General features: G+C 69.9%; 20 protein-coding genes. 11 read left to right on the top strand and 9 right to left on the bottom strand.

Features of this window, described 5'->3' with window-relative positions; all coding sequences use genetic code 11:
- The first annotated feature begins 128 nt into the window (after window positions 1-128).
- Complete coding sequence (locus ABZT02_RS13510) at window positions 129-1,445, top strand: ATP-grasp domain-containing protein (protein ID WP_356017351.1); 1,317 nt, start codon at window positions 129-131, stop codon at window positions 1,443-1,445.
- A complete protein-coding gene (locus tag ABZT02_RS13505) occupies window positions 1,445-2,737 on the top strand; it encodes an FAD-dependent oxidoreductase (RefSeq protein WP_356017349.1) in 1,293 nt (430 codons plus the stop codon). Before ABZT02_RS13510 ends, ABZT02_RS13505 begins: the two co-directional genes overlap by 1 nt.
- A 72-nt stretch (window positions 2,738-2,809) precedes the next feature.
- On the opposite strand, the gene ABZT02_RS13500 is transcribed toward ABZT02_RS13505, so the two are convergent.
- The 3 genes from ABZT02_RS13500 to ABZT02_RS13490 all read right to left on the bottom strand — a co-directional run bounded on the left by ABZT02_RS13500 (window position 2,810) and on the right by ABZT02_RS13490 (window position 4,436).
- Window positions 2,810-3,457 carry a chaplin gene (locus ABZT02_RS13500; RefSeq protein ID WP_356017975.1) on the bottom strand — a complete coding sequence of 216 codons (648 nt, stop codon included), beginning with the start codon at window positions 3,455-3,457 and terminating at the stop codon, window positions 2,810-2,812.
- 129 nt (window positions 3,458-3,586) lie between these two features.
- A complete protein-coding gene (locus ABZT02_RS13495) occupies window positions 3,587-3,838 on the bottom strand; it encodes a chaplin (RefSeq protein WP_356017346.1) in 252 nt (83 codons plus the stop codon).
- A gap of 199 nt (window positions 3,839-4,037) precedes the next feature.
- On the bottom strand, window positions 4,038-4,436 hold the full coding sequence (locus tag ABZT02_RS13490; RefSeq protein WP_356017344.1) for a rodlin: 399 nt from the start codon (window positions 4,434-4,436) through the stop codon (window positions 4,038-4,040).
- Between the two features lie 244 nt (window positions 4,437-4,680).
- Between ABZT02_RS13490 and ABZT02_RS13485 the strand changes: the two genes are divergently transcribed.
- From ABZT02_RS13485 to ABZT02_RS13460, 6 genes are all read left to right on the top strand, one after another.
- On the top strand, window positions 4,681-5,079 hold the full coding sequence (locus tag ABZT02_RS13485; protein ID WP_356017974.1) for a rodlin: 399 nt from the start codon (window positions 4,681-4,683) through the stop codon (window positions 5,077-5,079).
- Window positions 5,080-5,455: 376 nt separating this feature from the next.
- Complete coding sequence (locus tag ABZT02_RS13480) at window positions 5,456-6,868, top strand: condensation domain-containing protein (RefSeq protein ID WP_356017342.1); 1,413 nt, start codon at window positions 5,456-5,458, stop codon at window positions 6,866-6,868.
- Between the two features lie 215 nt (window positions 6,869-7,083).
- Entirely contained in the window at window positions 7,084-7,335 is a 252-nt protein-coding gene (locus ABZT02_RS13475) for a hypothetical protein (RefSeq protein WP_356017340.1), read from the top strand.
- 62 nt (window positions 7,336-7,397) lie between these two features.
- Complete coding sequence (locus ABZT02_RS13470; RefSeq protein WP_356017338.1) at window positions 7,398-7,775, top strand: hypothetical protein; 378 nt, start codon at window positions 7,398-7,400, stop codon at window positions 7,773-7,775.
- A gap of 85 nt (window positions 7,776-7,860) precedes the next feature.
- Window positions 7,861-8,190 (top strand): hypothetical protein, encoded by a 330-nt coding sequence (locus ABZT02_RS13465; protein WP_356017336.1) that lies wholly within the window; start codon window positions 7,861-7,863, stop codon window positions 8,188-8,190.
- Window positions 8,191-8,515: 325 nt separating this feature from the next.
- Entirely contained in the window at window positions 8,516-8,854 is a 339-nt protein-coding gene (locus tag ABZT02_RS13460) for a hypothetical protein (RefSeq protein ID WP_356017333.1), read from the top strand.
- 129 nt (window positions 8,855-8,983) lie between these two features.
- Here the strand turns inward: ABZT02_RS13460 and ABZT02_RS13455 are convergent, their stop codons facing one another.
- The 3 genes from ABZT02_RS13455 to ABZT02_RS13445 form a co-directional block, all read right to left on the bottom strand.
- Window positions 8,984-9,274 (bottom strand): hypothetical protein, encoded by a 291-nt coding sequence (locus ABZT02_RS13455; protein WP_356017330.1) that lies wholly within the window; start codon window positions 9,272-9,274, stop codon window positions 8,984-8,986.
- Between the two features lie 200 nt (window positions 9,275-9,474).
- Window positions 9,475-9,765 (bottom strand): hypothetical protein, encoded by a 291-nt coding sequence (locus tag ABZT02_RS13450; RefSeq protein WP_356017328.1) that lies wholly within the window; start codon window positions 9,763-9,765, stop codon window positions 9,475-9,477.
- Between the two features lie 173 nt (window positions 9,766-9,938).
- Window positions 9,939-10,415 (bottom strand): hypothetical protein, encoded by a 477-nt coding sequence (locus ABZT02_RS13445; RefSeq protein WP_356017326.1) that lies wholly within the window; start codon window positions 10,413-10,415, stop codon window positions 9,939-9,941.
- 469 nt (window positions 10,416-10,884) lie between these two features.
- Between ABZT02_RS13445 and ABZT02_RS13440 the strand changes: the two genes are divergently transcribed.
- The 3 genes from ABZT02_RS13440 (at window position 10,885) to ABZT02_RS13430 (ending at window position 12,971) form a co-directional block, all read left to right on the top strand.
- Entirely contained in the window at window positions 10,885-11,664 is a 780-nt protein-coding gene (locus tag ABZT02_RS13440) for a hypothetical protein (protein WP_356017324.1), read from the top strand.
- A 77-nt stretch (window positions 11,665-11,741) separates the two neighbouring features.
- Window positions 11,742-12,017 (top strand): hypothetical protein, encoded by a 276-nt coding sequence (locus ABZT02_RS13435; RefSeq protein ID WP_356017322.1) that lies wholly within the window; start codon window positions 11,742-11,744, stop codon window positions 12,015-12,017.
- 303 nt (window positions 12,018-12,320) lie between these two features.
- Window positions 12,321-12,971, top strand: a complete 651-nt coding sequence (locus ABZT02_RS13430; protein ID WP_356017320.1) for a chaplin — start codon at window positions 12,321-12,323, stop codon at window positions 12,969-12,971.
- 58 nt (window positions 12,972-13,029) lie between these two features.
- Here ABZT02_RS13430 and ABZT02_RS13425 read toward each other — a convergent pair whose 3' ends face one another.
- The 3 genes from ABZT02_RS13425 to ABZT02_RS13415 form a co-directional block, all read right to left on the bottom strand.
- Entirely contained in the window at window positions 13,030-14,559 is a 1,530-nt protein-coding gene (locus tag ABZT02_RS13425; protein WP_356017318.1) for a von Willebrand factor type A domain-containing protein, read from the bottom strand.
- A gap of 148 nt (window positions 14,560-14,707) precedes the next feature.
- Complete coding sequence (locus ABZT02_RS13420) at window positions 14,708-15,574, bottom strand: ABC transporter permease (RefSeq protein ID WP_356017316.1); 867 nt, start codon at window positions 15,572-15,574, stop codon at window positions 14,708-14,710.
- Entirely contained in the window at window positions 15,571-18,195 is a 2,625-nt protein-coding gene (locus ABZT02_RS13415; RefSeq protein ID WP_356017313.1) for an alpha/beta fold hydrolase, read from the bottom strand. Before ABZT02_RS13415 ends, ABZT02_RS13420 begins: the two co-directional genes overlap by 4 nt.
- Window positions 18,196-18,239 lie beyond the last annotated feature (44 nt).

The following is an 18,239-nucleotide window of genomic DNA, read 5'->3' as shown; positions in this document are numbered from 1 at the left end:
CTTTGCCTCGCCCTCAGGCTTTTCCCTTACCTGACACTCAGTCATATCAATATGAATTTCGCCACCGTGCTTACGGCTTTCGTGTGCTCCGATCGCCCGCACGAGTGAAACAACCGAAGGATGATGCCGTGTCGTCGTTCGACAGCCGGATCCCCGCAGTACTGCTGCGGATCGACCCCAATCCCTTTCACCACGGAACGCTGGGTGCCGTGCGTTCACTGGGCCGGGCAGGTCTGGAGGTGCACCTGGTCGCCGACTGCGCGGGAAGTCCGGTCCGCGCGTCCCGTTTCGTACGGCAGTTGCACTCCCCGCCGCCGCCCGGCGCGTCCCAGGCCGACATCGCTGTCGTACTGCGTCAGGTGGCCGCCCGGATCGCCGGCCCCGCCGTCCTGATCCCGATGGACGACGCGAGCGCGGTCGCGGTCGGCCGGCTGCGTGAGGAGCTGGCCCCCTCCTACCTCCTGCCGCAGCAACCCCCGGCGCTGCCCGAAACGGTGGCCGACAAGGCCGAACTGGCAACGGTGTGCGCGGCAGCGGGCATCCCGCATCCGGAGACGGTCGTCCCGGCCAGCGCCGGCGAGGCCGCCGCCGCGGCCTGGCGGCTGGGCCTTCCGGTGGTGGCGAAGTGGAGCCGCCCCTGGCTGCTGCCGACGACGGGTGGGCTGCGCAGCACCGTCGTGGTGCGCAGCCCGCAGGAGGCGCACGAGTTGTACCTGCGCACCGAGGAAGCGGGCAGCCGGCTGCTACTACAGGCGTTCCTGCCACCGGGCCCGGACCGCGACTGGTTCTTCCACGGTTACGCCGCCCGCTCGGGCGCGGTGATCGGCGGCGGCCCCGGTGTGAAGGAACGGTCCTGGCCGCGCGCGGCGGGCCTGACCGCGGTGGGTCGCTGGCGGCCGAACCCGGACGTGCAGGCGCTCGCCGAGCGGCTCACCGGCGCACTGGGCTACCGCGGAATCCTCGATCTCGACTTCCGCCGCTGCGGCACGACCGGCGCCTACCACCTCCTCGACTTCAACCCGCGCCCCGGTGCCCAGTTCCGGCTCTTCGCCGACAGCGCGGACCTGGACGTCGTACGGGCCCTGCACCTGGACCTGACGCACCGCCCGCTGCCGGAGGGTTCGCCCCTGCCGGGGCGCGCCTTCGTGGTGGAGAACTACTCCCCGCTCACGCTGCTGCGCCCCGCTCCCGACGGACGGGAACTGGCCTGGCACGCGGAGGACGACCGGGCGCCGGGCCGGGTGATGCGGGGGCTGTGGGCACGCCATGTGTCCCGCCGCGTGCGGGAGCGACTGCGACGGCCGGGCGGAGTCGGCACCGGACGCCTGGTCGGGGCCACCGTGTCCGTGCCACCGCCCTCCCCCGCCACGCCCTACCGGTCTCCCGCCCTTGCGAACGGGCTCCCTGACGAGCTGTCGGACGAGAAGAAAGTGAGCAGCTGCTGATGTACGACCTCCTGGTGGTGGGCGCGGGCCCGTACGGTCTGTCCATCGCGTCCCATGCCGCGGCCGCCGGGCTGCGGTTGCGGGTGTTCGGCCGCCCCATGGCCTCGTGGCGTGACCACATGCCGCGCGGGATGTTCCTCAAGTCCGAGCCGTGGGCGTCCAACCTGTCGGACCCGGCGGGCCGGCTGCGGCTGGACGCGTACTGCGCGGGCCAGGGCGTGGCAGCCGAGCACGGGGAGCCGATCCCGGTGGAGATGTTCGCCGCGTACGGGCAGTGGTTCGCGCGTAACGCGGTACCGGAGGTGGACGAGCGCACGATCACGCGGATCGCGCCGTGCCCGGGCGGCTTCGAGGCGGTCACCGAGGACGGCGAGACCCTGCACTCCCGCACGGTCGCCCTGGCGGTCGGTGTGATGCCCTTCGTGGAGCTGCCGGCCGCCCTGCGCGCGCTCCCCGCCTCCCTGGTGTCGCACAGCAGCCATCACGACGACCTCGTCCGCTTCCGCGACCGTGATGTCACCGTGATCGGCGGTGGCCAGGCGGCGCTGGAGACGGCGGCCCTCCTCGCCGAGCAGGGCACACGCGTACGGGTCCTGGCGCGCGCCGACCAGCTGCAGTGGAACGACGTGCCGCCGCCCTGGCAACGCCCCTGGTGGCAGCGGGCGCGCGCCCCTCACAGCGGCCTCGGCCCCGGCTGGCGCAACTGGTTCTACTCCGAACGCCCGGGCCTCTTCCACCGGCTTCCCGAGGCGAGGCGGACGCGGATCTGCGCCACGGCGCTGGGACCGGCCGGAGCCTGGTGGCTGCGCGACCGTATCGAGCCGGTCGTCGAGGTGCAGCTCGGCCACGAGGTGGCGGCGGCCCGTCCGGTGCGCGACGGGGTGCGGTTGGACGTGGTGAGCGGCGGGGGCGGATCGGACCCGTCGGGGCCGGGGCGGGTCCTGCGTTCCCTGGACACGGAGCATGTCATCGCCGCCACGGGCTTCAGGGCGACGGGAGAGCGGCTGCGGCTGCTCTCCGACGAACTGCGCGGCTCCCTGGCGACGGTGGCCGACGGCGCGCCGCAGGTCGGGCGGGACTTCGAGTCCTCTTGTCCAGGGCTGTTCCTCGCGGGTCTGGTGACGGCGTCCGGCTTCGGCCCGGCCATGCGCTTCGTGCACGGGGCGACCTTCACGGCGAGCACGCTCGTAGGCGGAGTGCGGCGTCGCCTGCGCACGGGCACACCCGCCGGAACGATCCCGGCGCCCAGCGGTCGGGGGCAGCGCGGGCCGGCGCCCGCCGTGCGTCCCTGACACGGCTCCTGGCCGGGTTGCCCGGCGTCCACGGGGAGGGTGCCGGGCGTCCGCGGCCGGCACCCCCACGTGTCATCGACGGGACGCGGCTCGGCTTCGCCGGTACAGAACGGCTCCGGCCGCGATCAGTGCGGCGCTCGCGGCCGAGGTGCCCAGCAGGGCCGCGCTGCCGGTCTCGGCCAGAGCGGGCTGTTCGCTTCCGGTGTGCGAGGGCGTGTGGCCGCTGTCGGCGGGGGGAGGCGTGCTCTTCCCCCCGGGCGGTGGGGTGGACGGTGGAGTCGTCGCAGGGGTGTCGCCGTATCCGTCCGGGGCGTCCTCGGCGCAGGCGTTGCCGAAGGCGGGGGCGAGGACGGCGGCCAGGTCGGCGCTGTCGCCGCACGCGTTCACCGGCACCTCGACCGGGACTCCCGCGTCGTTGCCGGAGCCGACGCCGGGCGAACCCTCGGTCCCGCCGTCCGCGTCCTCATCGTGGTCATGACCCGAGCCGTCCGCACCGCCCTCGCCCCGCGTCGCGCAGTCGTTGCCGAAAGCCGGGTTGAGTGCGGCGATCACGTCAACCGTGTTGCCGCACAGGTTCAACGGCACGTCGACCGGCACCTGCACGTCGTTGCCTGACACCACACCGGGCGAGTCCATTGCGGCCCCGTTCGCCTGCGAATCGGCCAGGGCGGGACTACCGCACAGGGACAGAAGGCTCGTCGCGGCAGCGGCCGCGAACATTCCCCTGCTCAGGGTCTGTCGCACTCTTATTCGTCTTCCTGCTTGAAGAAATGGGAAAGCCGGCCTTGGAACGGACAAGGATGTCCAAGGCCGGCCATGACACAGCTGTACGGCTGGTGCGGAACGACGTCAGCCGTTCACGCACACGTTGCCGAACGCCGGGTTCAAGATCCCGCCAACGTTCACGGAGTTGCCACACACATTGATGGCCGCGTGAATGGGAATCTGGACCACGTTGCCGGACAGAAATCCTCCGGAACCGACGGCGACAGCCTCGGCCTCCGCGTCAGCGAAAGCCGGAGTGGCCGCACCCAGAGCCATGATCACGCCCGCAACGACAGCAGCGGTCTTCTTCATGAACTTTCCCTTCTCTGCGGTCATGCCTCATTGACGGCCGAAACCGCGCGAGCACAGCCGTACGGCTCGCACCATGACCAGCAGCCTGCACACGAGAAATTGACCGAAGAAGGGAAAATCAACGTGCGACACCCCGGAATTCACTCGGATGGGCCGCACAATACCGCCGCCCTACCGCCGAAAGAGCTACACAACCGCCGAAGCCCTCACCCTGCGGGGCGGCTCACTTCTCGCTGTTGGCCGACAGGACCGACACGTCCTCCAGGACGTGCGAGAGCGCGCCGTCGCGCTTGACGTTCGAGGAGTTGTCGCTGCACTGCTGCTGCAGGTGGTCCGAGAGAACCGGGACGTCCTGGATGGTGCCGCCGATGAACCCGTCGACGGCGACGTCGGTGTCCTGGACACCCAGGCAGGGCTTGTTGAGCGTGCCCTGCACCAGCGAGAGCTGCGGGCTCATGTCGCCCTTGGTCACCGAGTTGCCGAATTTCGACGAGGCGCCGTTGCCGTTGGCAACGGTCGGCCCCTTGTCGTCGCCGATGGCAAGCGCCTGGGGCGCGGCCGCCACCGACATTCCGATGACGGAAGCGGCAGCCGCCGCTGCAACCATTGCCTTCTTGAGCACTTCGCGTTCCTTTCGTCGTAGCGACGCGTGTCCTACGGCCTCAACAACCGGACCCTCGTGAATTGGTTGCGGGGATTCACCCGGTTGGCCCGCATGAAATGCCGGCGCCCTGATCACCAGGGCCGATGAGGCTCGCCGGGTGCCCTCGGTATGGGCCGACGGAGTGAACGCGAGAAACCATGCTGCGCCGACGCAGTTGAACCAGAGCGCTCCGCGCAGACGTTTCCTCAGAAAGGGTTGGCCAGTGATCAAGAAGTTTGTCGCCACTGCAGCTGTCGCCGCTTCCGCCTTGGGCGCCTCCGCTGCCGCGGCACCGCAGGCGCTGGCAGTGGGGAACGACCAAGGCCCGAGCGTCACGAACGGCAACGCGGGATGGCAGTCCTTCGGCAATTCGACCACGTACGGGAAGATGAGCCCGCAGATCGCTCTCATCCAGGGTTCTTTCAACAAGCCGTGCGTCGCCCTGAACGACATTCCGGCCTCGGCCAACGCGGCCATCGGTGGCGCGATCCAGGACGTTCCGATCCTGTCCGACCACATGCAGCAGCAGTGCACCGAGAACTCCTCGAACGTCAAGCGCGACGGCGCGCTGGCGCACCTGCTGGAGGACGTCTCGATCCTGTCCCAGAACGGCGAGGACTGACATCGACAGGAGGGCGGGGCCACCGAACTGTTCGGTGGCCCCGCCTTCTTGCGCCCTCGGTGCATCGACTTATGATCAACCCCCTTGTCGCACAGGCCTGTTGTCGCGCCACACGTGCTCAACCGGGCCGTCGCCCCGCCGGACGAGACCGCGCCCGGCTCGGTCCGCCCTTCCGCCGCGCGCGGTGGCAGCCGCAGTCGGCGGTGCCTGCAACCGTTCTGGGCAAGGCCGTTGAGCCGAGCGCGCAGTCACCCACGGATCGCTTCATCGTTCGAGGCGTCACACGTGTTGCTGAAATGGCGGCGACACGACTGCCACTGCTGCCACACGGCGGCCCCTTGATCAAGCTGGTGTCTTCTGCGAAGGAGACACCACCGTGCGAATTTCTGACATGCAGCGCTGCGAGGTCCGGCCGGGACAACTCCTCGAGTGGACGGTCAGTGCGGCAACCGTCGCGGCTGCGGCGGTGCTGCCACCGGATCCACGGCCGCCGGCGTACATCCAGGAGTCGCACGTCAGGACGGCGCGATCGGTGCGCGAGGACGGTCTGTTCGTTCCTACGTGGATCGGGACGGCCTTCGACCTGCAGGGCCCCGTGGACCTCTGTGCGCTGGAAGGGGCTCTGCGGGACTGGACGCTGCGGCACGAGACGCTGCGCAGCGGTTTCAGGTGGTCGGGGGACGACATGCAGCGCTTCACGCTCGATGCGAGCGACGTGTCACTGCAACGCGAGGTGGTGGGTGACTTCACCGACCCGGAGGCGCTGGTCAGTTACCTCCAGGGCCGGTTCGACATCGCGGCGGACGCTCTGGGTTGGCCGAACCTCATGTACGCGGCGGTCGTTCGCGACGACTCCGTCAGTGTGTACATGGCCTTCGACCACACCAATGTCGACGCCTACTCCCTGCAGCGCATCCCGGAGGAGATCAGCGAGCTGTACATGGCCGGCGTCAAGGGACGGCCCATCGTCGGTACGCCTGTGGGAAGTTACGTCGACTTCTGCGAGCAGGAACGGGCGAACGCGGACGGGATCGACGACACCCACGCCATCGTGGCGCGCTGGCGGGAGTTCGTGGGCCGGTGCGACGGAAGGCTTCCGGAGTTCCCCGTCGACCTCGGGGTGCGGCCCGGTGGGGTTCTGCCCACCCAGAAGCTGCTGTGCGAGCCGCTCGTCGACGCGAGCGCCGCCGCCGCGTTCGAGGAGTACTGCCGTCCCTACGGCGGCAGCCTGGTGGGCATCCTGGCGGCGACCAGTCTCATCGTCCACCAACTCGGCGGACAGTCGGTCTACCGCACGGTCGTGCCGTTCCACACCCGGCTGAAGTCCGCGTGGTCGGATTCCGTGGGCTGGTATGTCGGCGGCGCCCCGATCGAGGTGCCCGCGGCCCGGGACTTCGACGAAGCGCTCGTCGCCGTCCGCTCCGAGTTGCGGGCCAACCGGTCGCTGGCGCGCATTCCGCTGGCCCGCGTACTGCGCCTGCTCGGTACGGACTTCCGTCCAACGTCACCCGACATGTACTCGATGGTCTCGTACGTGGATGCCCGCCTCATCCCCGGCTCGGCCCGCTGGGCGGAGCAGAGGGCGTACGGGCTGATCCGGGTGTCGTACGGCGACCAGGTGTGCGCCTGGGTCAACCGGCTGCACGAGGGCCTGTGGTTCGCCTGTCGCTACCCGGACACAGAAATCGCCTGCAAGAACGTGCGGCGGTACGCCGAAGGACTGCGGGATGTGATCGTCTCGGTGCCCTCACATGGTCGCCTGCGGGTCGCGGAGCCGGTGTTCACCTGACGCGACTGCGCTTGTGCTTCAACCGTGTTGGCCCGTCGCCCGTCGGCAACCCGTTGCCGACGGGCGTCAGTTGGCGTCAACCCGGATCAGGTGCGGGGTGTATCCCCCTCAGGAACACGCCTGTTGCGCGCGGCGCCTGCTGTGACTACTGCTAGTATTCGGTCAGTCACGCTAGGCAATCAGCTGTGACATACGAGCAACGAACGAGGTGTTCCATGCGCAAGTTTCAGCAGGTCGTGATCGCAGCAGCAGTGGCGGCCGGCGGTCTGTCCGCCGTCGGCGCCGGCACCGCCGCCGCCGCCGCCGAGACCTCCGACGGGGGGCTGCAGGTGAACAACCTCTACCGGCCCTACCAGGAATGCAGTCCGCAGACGGTGGCCGAGAACAACGTCCCGGTCGGCGTGCTCGGTCTCGCGACCACCATGGACACCACCTGCGGCCAGTTCAACAACGCCTTCACGGGCTGAACTCGGTAGTGCCGTCGGCGCGACGCCTCGCCCGGGCACCTCTACGAAGGACAACGCATCAGATGTTCAACAGAAGGAAGATCGCGGCCCTTTCGGCGTTGACCGGGGGCCTCCTCATGACCTGCGTCGGCATCGGCCAGGCGCATGCCGCGGCGGGCCCGGGAGCCTGCACTCGCGACCTGCTGGGCGGCTTCACCTGCACCCAGCGGATCGTGGGGGTGATTCCCGAGGACGGCGTCATCCCCCACCAGGAGACCTGCACGCCGGTGCAGCCCGTGACGGTGCCCGCCGCCCTGGGCAACGGCCGGGCCCGGTTGGGCCCCGAGGTGACCTGCACCCCCTCGGCAGCGACACCACCCGACGCGACCGGCACCGCACCGGAGACGACCGGCCTGCCGCACCGGGCCACACACGCCGACGACGCGACATGGGGCCTCTAGATCCTCGATAGCTACACAGTGTGTGTATATGCTCACACCGAGTAGCCAAGCCGGGCGGTTCTGCCCGGGTGAGAAAGGGTCAACCATGCGTATGTTCCAGCGTGCTGCAGTCGTAGCGGCGGCGATTGCGGGGCTGTCCACCCTCGGTGCCGGCGTCGGTTTCGCCGGCGACAACGGCGAGGCGCCTCCGCCGATCTCCGCCGTGGCCAACTCGTCGGCCAGCGCCGTCGCCTTCGGGGGCGACTACTTCACCATGCCGCAAGGCCAGCCCGAGGGTCAGCCCGAGGGTCAGCCGGAGGAGCAGCAGCAGCCCGAGGCCCAGCCGGAGGAGCAGCAGCAGCAGCCCGAGGCTCAGCCGGAGGAGCACAAGAACCCCGAGGGCGAGCAGGGTTACGAGGAGCAGGGCGAAGAGTAAGAACCGCGCCGCAAGCCCATCCGCACAGCGCCACGACGGGCGCCCCCACACTCTTGGGAAGCCTGACGCACATTGCACGAACGCAACGTCTCGGTCCCGCACCGCTTCAGCGGGCTCAACGGTGTGCTGAGTGAATCCCCGTGGCACATGCAGCCCGGACGCGCCGCTCGATCAGGGCACGCGTCCGGGCTGCGGCCGTCTTGGCGTCGGTCACGGCTGACAGCACGTCCAGACGCAGCATTCTCTGTTCTGACCTTCTCGGGCTCGAGCGCACACCGGTCAATGGCAGGTGCGCTCGGGCCTCCGTCGTAAAGGAATACCGCACATGTTCACTTCGCAGAAGATCGCCGCTGTCTCGGGGCTCGTCACCAGTCTCGCCGCGATCTGCCTCGGCGCCCCGTACGCCTACGCGGACGACGGTGACTGCGCGACCACGGCGCAGGGTGACACCGTCTGCATTCGCAAGAGCGAGACGCACATCGACAAGGACGACGCGCACATCGTCAAGCAGGCGCAGGAGTGCTCGACGGCAGACCAGCCGCATGTGGTGGACTGGCAGGACCACATGCTGGACGGTGGGTCCGCGAGTGTCGGGCCGGTCGTGGATTGCTCCAACACCACCACTCTGCCCGCGAAGTTCAAGAAGCCGCACATCGAGTTCTGAGCATGACGACGAATGCCGGGCCAGGATGAATCCTGGCCCGGCATTTCGGTTTTCGGTGAAAGCTCGCCGACTAAACGAAAATCCCCGGTGCCCCGTCAACGATTCGGGACACCGGGGAATGGTGGCGTCTTACTTGCCGACCGTGTTGCTGCAACCCATGCTCGAGCCCAGGGACGTCTGCTGGGCGCCCGGGTTGCCCTCACCGTTCAGGAGGTTGCCGCCCAGGCCATTGGCGATGCCGACCTCGCCGAGGATGTCGACGTTGCTGTCGTGCGACGTGCAGGAGCTGGTCTGCATGATGTTGAAACCGGCGTCACTGCCCTTGTCTCCACCGCGGTCGGCGTGGGCGGTGCCGGCTCCAAGGAGGCCGATGCTCCCGAATGCGGCAAGGAGGACGGCAGCCGTGCGGAGCTTGTGCATGTCTTCTCCGGTGAATTGAGGTGGACGCGATCCGTGTTGATCGACATCAGTGCGGTCATGAAAGGCCGAAGGGAACAGCCGACAGGTTTCGGCGACGCGCCAAAACCATCGCCGCCCGGCAGGCCTGGCGGCACGCAAATGGTCCCGGCCCTGCGCCGGGACCATTTGCGGTGTTCGGCGCCTGGGCGCCGGGCAGAGCCTTAGAAGGCGCTGTTGTTGCAGCCCATCGTGGAGCCGATGTCGGTGGCCTGAGCACCCGGGTTGCCCTCGCCGTTGAGGCCGTTACCCAGCAGGCCGTTGAGGATGCCGACCTCGCCCAGGACGTCGAGGTTCAGGTCGTGCGAGCGGCAGTTGGAGCTCTGCGTGATGTTGAACTTGTCCCCGTGCTCGCCGTCCTTTCCTCCCTGACCGCCGGCGTGAGCGGTGCCGCCCACGAGTCCGATGCTGCCGAGGGCAACGACCAGGACGGCAACGTTGCGAAGCTTGCGCATGTCTTCTCCGGTGAGAGTGAATGGGTGCGATCTGTGCGAGATCGACTCCTTACAGTTACGAAAGATTAGTGCGAAGTATCCCAAAACAGGCATAGGCGCGCCGGTTTTGTGATGGCGAAGCGAAACCACCCGGAAGTCGTATCGCGTGGAGTGTCCGGCCGCCCGCGGGAGAGCTAGCGCGCGGTGGCGAGGGCGTTCGACTGGCTGTTGGCCTGGGTGCATTCGACGCCCCGGGTCTGGGAGGCGGCGAGCACCGCGACCGGGACGTTCGCGTCGAGCACGGTCTGCGGGCTGCACTCCTGGTACGGCCGGAACAGGTTGTTCTGGGCCGGTGCGGCGGCACTCTGCGCCGTCTGCGGCGCCGGGGAGGAGAGTTGCGGGTTGATCTGCGGGTTGAGCTGAGGGTTGAGCTGCGGTGCGACCTGGGTGCCACGCTGAGGGGCCGACTGCTGAGGGGCCGGCGAGCCGTAGGTCTGCGTGGTCGCCTGAGCGGACGTGGCTGAGGCGGCCTGGGCGTCCGGCTGTGAAACGGGAGGCGGCACAGCCCCGTTGAAGGCGACGGGGGTGACAGCAGAACTCTGTCCTGCCCCTACGGCGGACAGTCCGCCGGCCGCTGCGACGACGAGCGCGAATCGCTGGAACTTGCGCATGGAATTCTCGGCCCTTCATTGACCTGTGCACGAAAATCTCGGGAACGCTGATACGGCAGCGCAGTTGCAGCTGTTCCGACTGCCCTGAGCGACCGCGATGGACCAACGTCCTTGCCCCGTGGGGAACGACCCGAGAACAGACGCAGATACGGCCGCCGGGGCGTGGTCACCCATTTGCCGCAAACGGCTTGCTTGACGCCGCGACACGCACTCACCCGCGCGGCAAACGGGTGACGGATCGCGAGGTTCCGTGACCGCGGCCCAGCGTCATCGTTCCAACGGGGAGAGGGCAGCGTTCGTGGACCTTGCAAGGGTGAGGCGAGTCGCTGCCGGCTTTGATGCGAAGTCCGCGTGCCACTCGGAACAACCGCTGTTGACCGTGCAGTTGGGAGCAGCGCACCGACTGCACACGTGACTGCACTCAAGGCAATGGACTTCCCTATTTCAGGTATGAAGGGCCGAGAGTTTCATGCGCAAGCTTCACAAGGCCGTGCTCCTGGTAGCAGCGGCCAGCGGTCTGTCCGCCATGGGCACCGGCATCAGCCATGCCGACTCTTCCATCGCTCAACGCAGTCCCACGCCGGCGCCGGCTCCCGATCTCGGGGCTGCGCAGGCCGCCCCGGCTCCCGCCTACCAGCAGGCACCGCAGGCTGCCCCGGCACCCGCCTACCAGCCCGCCCCGCAGGCCGCACCGGCACCCGCCTACCAGCAGGCACCGCAGGCTGCCCCGGCACCCACCTACCAGCCCGCCCCGCAGGCCGCACCGGCACCCGCCTATCAGCCGGCACCGCAGGCCGCGGCACCCGTCTACCAGCCCGCACCGCAGCCCGTACCGCAGGCTGCACCGCAGGCCGCGCCGCAGGCTGCCCCGGCACCCGCCTACCAGCCGGCACCGCAACAGGCCAGCTACGCCGCCGCCTCGTCGCAGGGATCGGCACAGGCCTCCGCCTCGCCGTACCCGCAGCAGGCCGTACCCGCGCAGCCGGCACCGGCCGCACCCGCACCGCAGCCTCAGGTGATGCCGCAGGTCATGCCGCAGGTCGCCCCCCAGGTGGCCGTACCCCAGACCTTTGCGCCAGAGCCTCCGGCGAGTGTCACCCCGCAGGTGAACCCGCAAGTGAACCCGCAGGTCAACCCGCTCCTCAACCCGCAGATCGCGCCTGCTGGCGCACCGCAGCTGGCTCCGGTCGGCCTCGGACAGCTCGCGGCGCCGCCGGTCGGTCAACTGGGGCTTCCCCGACTCGGCTGACACCCGCCCGAGCGTCGTCCGTCACGTACCAGCCCGATCTGTAGCAGACCCCCATCCGCTCGAAATGGAGTACCCCCATGCGCACGTTTCACAAGGCAGTCCTCGTGGGCGCCATCCTCGGCAGTGTCGGCTCCCTCGGCGCCGGCGCCGCCGTGGCACACGGTGAGCCGGGCCACGACATCGACGTCACTCAGGGCATCGAGTGCCGCTCGCACGACATGAACATCGAGGTGCTCGGCAGTGTCGGCGCACTCACCGGCCTGGCGGGCAACGTGTTGAACGGCGAGGGCAACCCGGGTGCGCAGCAGAACAAGCTCGGTTCAGACATGGGTTGCGACAGCCGGGCGTTCTGACCGAATCGAAGCCCGACAGGCGGCCTTCACCCCTCCCCTGCGCCGAGGCACTCCCGGTGCGGGGCGAGGGTCTTTCTGTAGAGAGGGCGGCCATGCGCGGTCACGAGGGGGATCGAACGGGCCCCGACCGGTGTCCGCATGCGACCTTGTTCCGGGCAAATGACTGAAAAACCATAACTTCTATGGTTTCACGCATGTTTCAACGAATGCGGGTGCGTACCCGCGACACGTATGAAGGGCAGGGAACCCATGAAACGGGCTATCCGAAACAGTGTGATCGCCGTCGCTGTCGCCTCTGGTGCGATGGCAGTCGCGGGGCCGGCGCAGGCCGACTCCACCGCTGAGGGCTCCGCGGATGGTTCGCCCGGGGTGCTCTCCGGCAACAACATCCAGTTGCCCGTGGACGTGCCGGTGAACGTGTGCGGGAACACCCTGAACGTGGTCGGGCTCCTCAACCCCGCCATGGGCAACCGCTGCGCCAACGAGGACGGCCCGGCCGCGGGCGACGAAAAGCACGCGGCGCCGGGCGGGGCCACGGCCGTCGGCGGCGCCCACGACTCGCCGGGCGTCCTGTCCGGCAACGTCCTCCAGGTTCCGGTTGACCTGCCCGTGAACCTCAGCGGCAACAGCGCGAACCTGGTGGGTGTCGGCAATCCCGTCTTCGGCAACGAGTCGGTCAACGGACCGGCCCACCGTCCCGACGAGTCCGAGGACCGGTCCGTACCGTCCACGCCGCGCACGCCGCCGGTCCACCACCAGCCGTCACACCCGGCGAAGGCGAACCCGACCCCGAGGTCGGCCCCTGGCGTGGTGCAGCAGGAAGCGGCCGCCACACTCGCGCACACCGGAGCGGACAGCCCCTGGGTGCCGTCCGTGGCCAGCCTGGCCCTCCTGACCGCCGGATCGGTGCTGTACCGGCGCTCCCGTCAGAGCGCGGGCGGCCGCGAGGGGTGATCCCGGCCGCCCTGCCCACGAGAGACCGCTTCGGCCACACGGCTGCTCGGCGGGACGGTCAGTCTAGGTGCCCCGCCCGCCGGATGGTGTCGGCGAGCTGCCGTACCGCCCGGTCCTCTGTCTGGCCCGCCAACGTGTCCGCTCGGTCGGCCAGTTCGCTCAGGCGCGGGGCTCCCGGCAGGGGGTTCCAGCGGTCGTCGCCTCGGCGCAGGGAGTCGGCGAGGTAGGCGGCCACCGCGGTGACCTGGAAGCGGGGACTCGCGCTCCACACGGAGCCGTCGAGGGAGCCGGTCTCCAGCTCGCCGGACTTCTCGTGCGGGGCACGGGAGTCGGGGTCCTGCCAGCGGACGGTCGCGGTGGCCAGGTGGCCGTCGGCGCCGGGGCGGGTGTGGACCGCGTAGAGCGCGGTGACCGTGTGTCCGGGGCCGACCTCGCCGCCGTCCACGCGGTCGTCGCGGAAGTCGTCGTCGGCGACGCGGCGGTTGTCGTAGCCGACGAGGCGGAAGGAGGCGACGGTCTCGGGATCGAAGGCGACCTGGGCCTTGGCGTCGCGTGCGGTCAGGTCGATGTTCTGCGGGAGCTGTTCGCAGAACACCTTCTCGGCGTCGTCGGCGCCGGAGACGTAGACGGTGTGGCCGTCGCCCTTGTCGGCGAGGCGTTCCATCAGGGCGTCGCCGTAGTCGCTGCCGACGCCGACTCCGAACAGGGTGATGCCGTGCTCGCGGCGGGCGGTGTCGATGCGGTCGAGGATGGCGTCGGGGTCGGTCTCGCCGTCGTTGGCGAGGGCGTCGGAGATGAGGACGACCCGGTTGGTGGCACCCTTCCGCAGGCCGTCGACGGCCGTCCTGTAGCCGGTCTCGACGCCCGCGCCGAGGTTGGTGGAGTACGTGGGCCGCAGGTTCTCGATCGCCTGGTGGATTTGGGGGCGGTGGTTGCCGAGGCGGGTCATCGGCAGGACCGTCTCGGCCTCGTAGCTGAAGGTGACGATCGCGACCGAGTCGTCGTCGCCCAGGCTTTCCGTCATGGTGCCCAGGGACTGCTGGGCGAGGTCGAGGCGACCGGGTTCGGCCATGGAGCCGGAGATGTCGATGACGAAGGTGAGGGCGGCGGGCGGGCGGTCGTCCTGATCGTCCCGTGCGCCCCTCGTGGCCAGGCCCACGCGGACCAGGGACCAGTCGTCGCGGTCCGTGCGGGCGCCGTCGACGGTGACCGTGAAGCCGTTGCCGTCGGGGCGGTCGTAGTCCTGACGGAAGCTGTTGACGAACTCCTCGGGGCGGATCGTCGAGGGGTCGGGGCGGCGGCCCTCGGCGAGGGTGCGGCGGGCGTAGCCGTAGGAGGCGGTGTCGACGTCGAGGGCGAAGGTGGAGAGGTAGTCGGGGGACGGGGTGACGTAGTCGTCGCGGGACTCGCCGGAGTTCTGTTCGCCCTGTGGCTGGTCGGGGGCCGGGAAGCCCGGGTCGTACGAGCCGCCCCGCGCTCCGTCGGAGCTGCTCTTGCTCGCGTCGTCGCTCCCGCCGCAACCGGTGAGCAGCAGGCCGCCCGCCAGTGTGAGGGCGAGCATCACCTGTCGTGTCCGCTGTCGCTCCATCGTCCGTACCCCCTGGGCCTGTTGACGTCGGCTTCTGCCGACTGTGACGGGCCTGGGGGCCGGAACGTGCGCTACGGAGCGTTGCGGATGGGTCTCAAAGGGGGCACGGAGACGGCCCGTCGAGACCGGTGGGAGATCTTCCGTTGACCTAGGAGACCACGTCCTTGCGGGCGAAACCCCTGAAGGCCAGGGCGAACAGCACCAGGGCGAGCGTTATCGACAGCGAGGTGCCCTGGAGCATGTCGGACCACTGCACCTTCGGCTGCACGGCGTCCAGCCACGCGTACTGCCAGTGCGAGGGGAGGAAGTCGCGCCAGTCGCCGAGGGCCGTCACCTGGTCCAGCACATTGCCCACGATGGTCAGGCCGACCGCGCCGCCGACCGCGCCCAGGGGGGCGTCGGTGCGGGTGGAGAGCCAGAACGCCAGGGCCGCGGTGATGAGTTGGGAGACGAAGATGTACGCCACCGTGATCAGCAGGCGCAGGGCCGCCGTGCCCGGTTCCAGTGAGCCGCCGGTCGGGAGCTGGAGCGGGCCCCAGCCGTACGCCGCCGTACCGACCGCCAGGGCGACCAGCGGCAGCAGGAGCATCGCGGCCAGGCTGAGGGCGAGGCCGACGACGAGCTTCGACCACAGCAGGCGGGCCCTGGGCACCGGTGCCGCGAGCAGATAGCGCAGGGAGGACCAGCCGGCCTCGGAGGCGACCGTGTCCCCGCAGAACAGCGCCACGGGGACGATCAGGAGGAAGCCCGCGGAGGCGAAGAGGTTCACCGCGGCGAAGTTCGCCCCGGAGACGGTCGCCGTGTCCATCAGGTTGACGCGGTTGTTGCCCGAGTCCGGTCCGCCGCCCAGCTGGAAGGCGATCAGCAGGACGAACGGCAGGGCGAGAAGGATGCCGAACATGACGAGCGTGCGGCGCCGCTTCAGCTGCCGTATCAGCTCGACCCGGATCGGCAGTGTACGGCCCGCGCGGTAGCCGTCGGCGACCTCCGCGCGCTCGGTCAGCGTGCTGCTCATGCGGAGTCTCCGATCAGGGTGAGGAAGGCGTCCTCCAGGCGGCGGTGGGGGCCCACCGACTCCACGGGGACCTCCAGCCGGACGAGTTCGGCGACCAGGCGGGCCGCGCTGCCGTCCGCGTCGAGCCGTACGAGGAGACCGCCCTCCGTCCGGACCGCGGAGGCCACGCCCGGCAGGGCCGCGACCTTCTCGACGACGGGCTCCTCGACCTCCGCGGCGGTGCCGACCAGGAGGGTGTCGCCGGAGCCGACGATCTCGCCGACCGGGCCCGCCTGGACCAGCTTGCCGTGGTCCATGACCACGAGGTGGGTGCAGGACTGCTCGACCTCCGAGAGGAGGTGGCTGGAGACGATGACCGTGCGGCCGGCCGCCGCGTAGCGGATCATCACCTCCCGCATCTCGCGGATCTGCGGTGGGTCGAGTCCGTTGGTCGGTTCGTCGAGGATGAGCAGGTCCGGCAGGCCCAGCATGGCCTGGGCGATGGCCAGCCGCTGGCGCATGCCCTGGGAGTAGGTGCGGACCGCGCGGGACAGCGCGTCGCCGAGACCGGCGATCTCCAGCGCCTCTTCCATGCGGGCGTCCTCGGGCGGGCGGCCGGTGGCCTGCCAGTACAGCTCCAGGTTCTCCCGGCCCGACAGGTGCGGGAGGAAGCCCGCGCCCTCGACGAAGGCGCCGACCCGGGAGAGCACCGGGGCGCCGGGCCCGATCGCGTGGCCGAAGACGCGGACCTCGCCGCCGTCCGGCCTGATCAGGCCCATCAGCATGCGCAGGGTGGTCGTCTTGCCCGCGCCGTTCGGGCCGAGCAGGCCGAGGACCTGGCCCTTCTCGACGCGGAAGGAGAGGTCGCGGACCGCGTACCGGTCGGCGGACTTGGCGTACCGCTTGCTCAGGTCCGTTATCTGCAGGGGGACTTCGGCCAGCTCCGGCTCGGGTGCGGCGGGGACCGCCGTACGGCGGCGGCCCGTCACGACCAGGATCAGCGCGAGCACCGCGCCGGCCAACGGCAGCCACCACACCCAGGCGGGCAGGGGGGCCTGGGTGTTCTTCTGGCTGAGGGCCGTGGGGACGTTCAGGTCGCCCTTCAGGGAGACGGTGTACGTCGCCGGGGCCGTCGGGGAGGCGTAACCGAGGTCCGTGGAGGCGAGGACCAGCTTGAGGCGGTGGCCGTCGTCGATGTCGTGGTCGACCGCCGGGAGGGTGATCGTGACGTCCTTGCCGGCCTTCGCGCCCTCGACCCTGAGGGGCTCGACGAGCTGGGAGGGCAGGGCCTGCTGCCCGTTCGCGCCCACGTCGTACAGCTTGGCGAAGAGGACGGCGTCGTCGGTCGTCGACTTCACGTGGACGGTGACCGTGGGTGAGCCGGTGATCTGGAGGTCGTCCTTGACGGGGGCGGACTCGAAGGCGGCGTACTGGCCGGGGAAGTCGAGGGAGACGCCCACGCCGAGGGAGGAGAGCTGGGAGAGGCCGCCGCCGCCGATGCCGGGGAGGGCCGAGACGGCGGGCGGGCTGGCGCCGGCCGGGTTGGTGAAGTCCTGCTCGCGGCCGGTGAGGGCGATCTTGTGGTCGTCGCTCTCCAGGCCCGGGTAGGTGTCGGCGGTGACGCCGGTGAGGCGGGTCTCGCCGTCGCCGGTGTCGGTGCCGAGGGTGCGGGTGACGCGGAAGGCGGGGCCGGTGTCGGCGGACTTGTCGTCCTTGAGGTAGCGGTCGAACCAGTGCGTCACGCGGGACTGGACTCGGCTCGCTTCCAGGTCGCCGCCGTCATGGCCGCCCGCGATCCAGTCGACGTCGACGGGGGCGCCGTTGGCCCGGATCGCCTTCGCGGCGGCGTCGGCCTGGTTCAGGGGGAAGAGGGAGTCCGTCTGGCCCTGGACGAGGAGGGTGGGGACCTTGATGTCCTTGGCGACGGCCGACGGGGAGCGTTCCTCCAGCATCCGCTCGGCCTGCTGGTCCGGGACGCCGGACTGGGCCACCCGCTGGTACATCGCGCAGATCTGCGGTTCGAACTTGTCGCAGCCGCCCGCGGAGTTGACGAAGATGCCGGCCCAGAGCTTCTTGAAGACACCGTTCGGGAAGAGGGCGTCCGAGAGGTTCCAGTACGTGATCGACGGGGCGATCGCGTCCACACGGTCGTCGTGTCCGGCCGCGAGGAGGGAGATCGCGCCGCCGTAGCTCGCGCCCGCCACGCCGACCCTGGGGTCGCCGGGCCTGTCGAGCTGGACCTGGGGTTGCTTCGCCAGCCAGTCGATGAGCCGGGAGACGTCGGCGACCTCACCCTTCGGGTCGTTGAGGCCGACCTTGCCCGTCGACTTGCCGAAACCTCTCGCCGACCAGGTGAGGACCGCATAACCGTCTCTCGCCAGGTCTTCGGCCTGTTGGCGCACGTCGTTCTTGCTGCCGCCGAAGCCGTGGCCCAGGAGGAGCGCGGGGCGCCTTTCGGTGCCGGTCGTCGTGAAGTACGAGGTGTCTATGCGGACGCCGTCGAGCGCCATGATCTGGTCGGTGCGGTGCACCGGGGGCGGGTCGTCAGAGGCGGCGGCCGTCCATGTCCCGGCAGCGGCGAGGACGACGACGGAGGCCGCGGCGGCGATCCACCGTGGCCTCCGGAGGCGTCGAAGATCCATGCGTCAACGGTACGGGGTGAAACTGTCGGGGACTTGTCGACCGA

The sequence above is a fragment of the Streptomyces sp. NPDC005402 genome, assembly GCF_040606575.1.
Taxonomy (GTDB): Bacteria; Actinomycetota; Actinomycetes; order Streptomycetales; family Streptomycetaceae; genus Streptomyces.
Note: the sequence above shows the minus strand (reverse complement) of the source record. Positions and strands in the feature narration are given on the sequence as shown.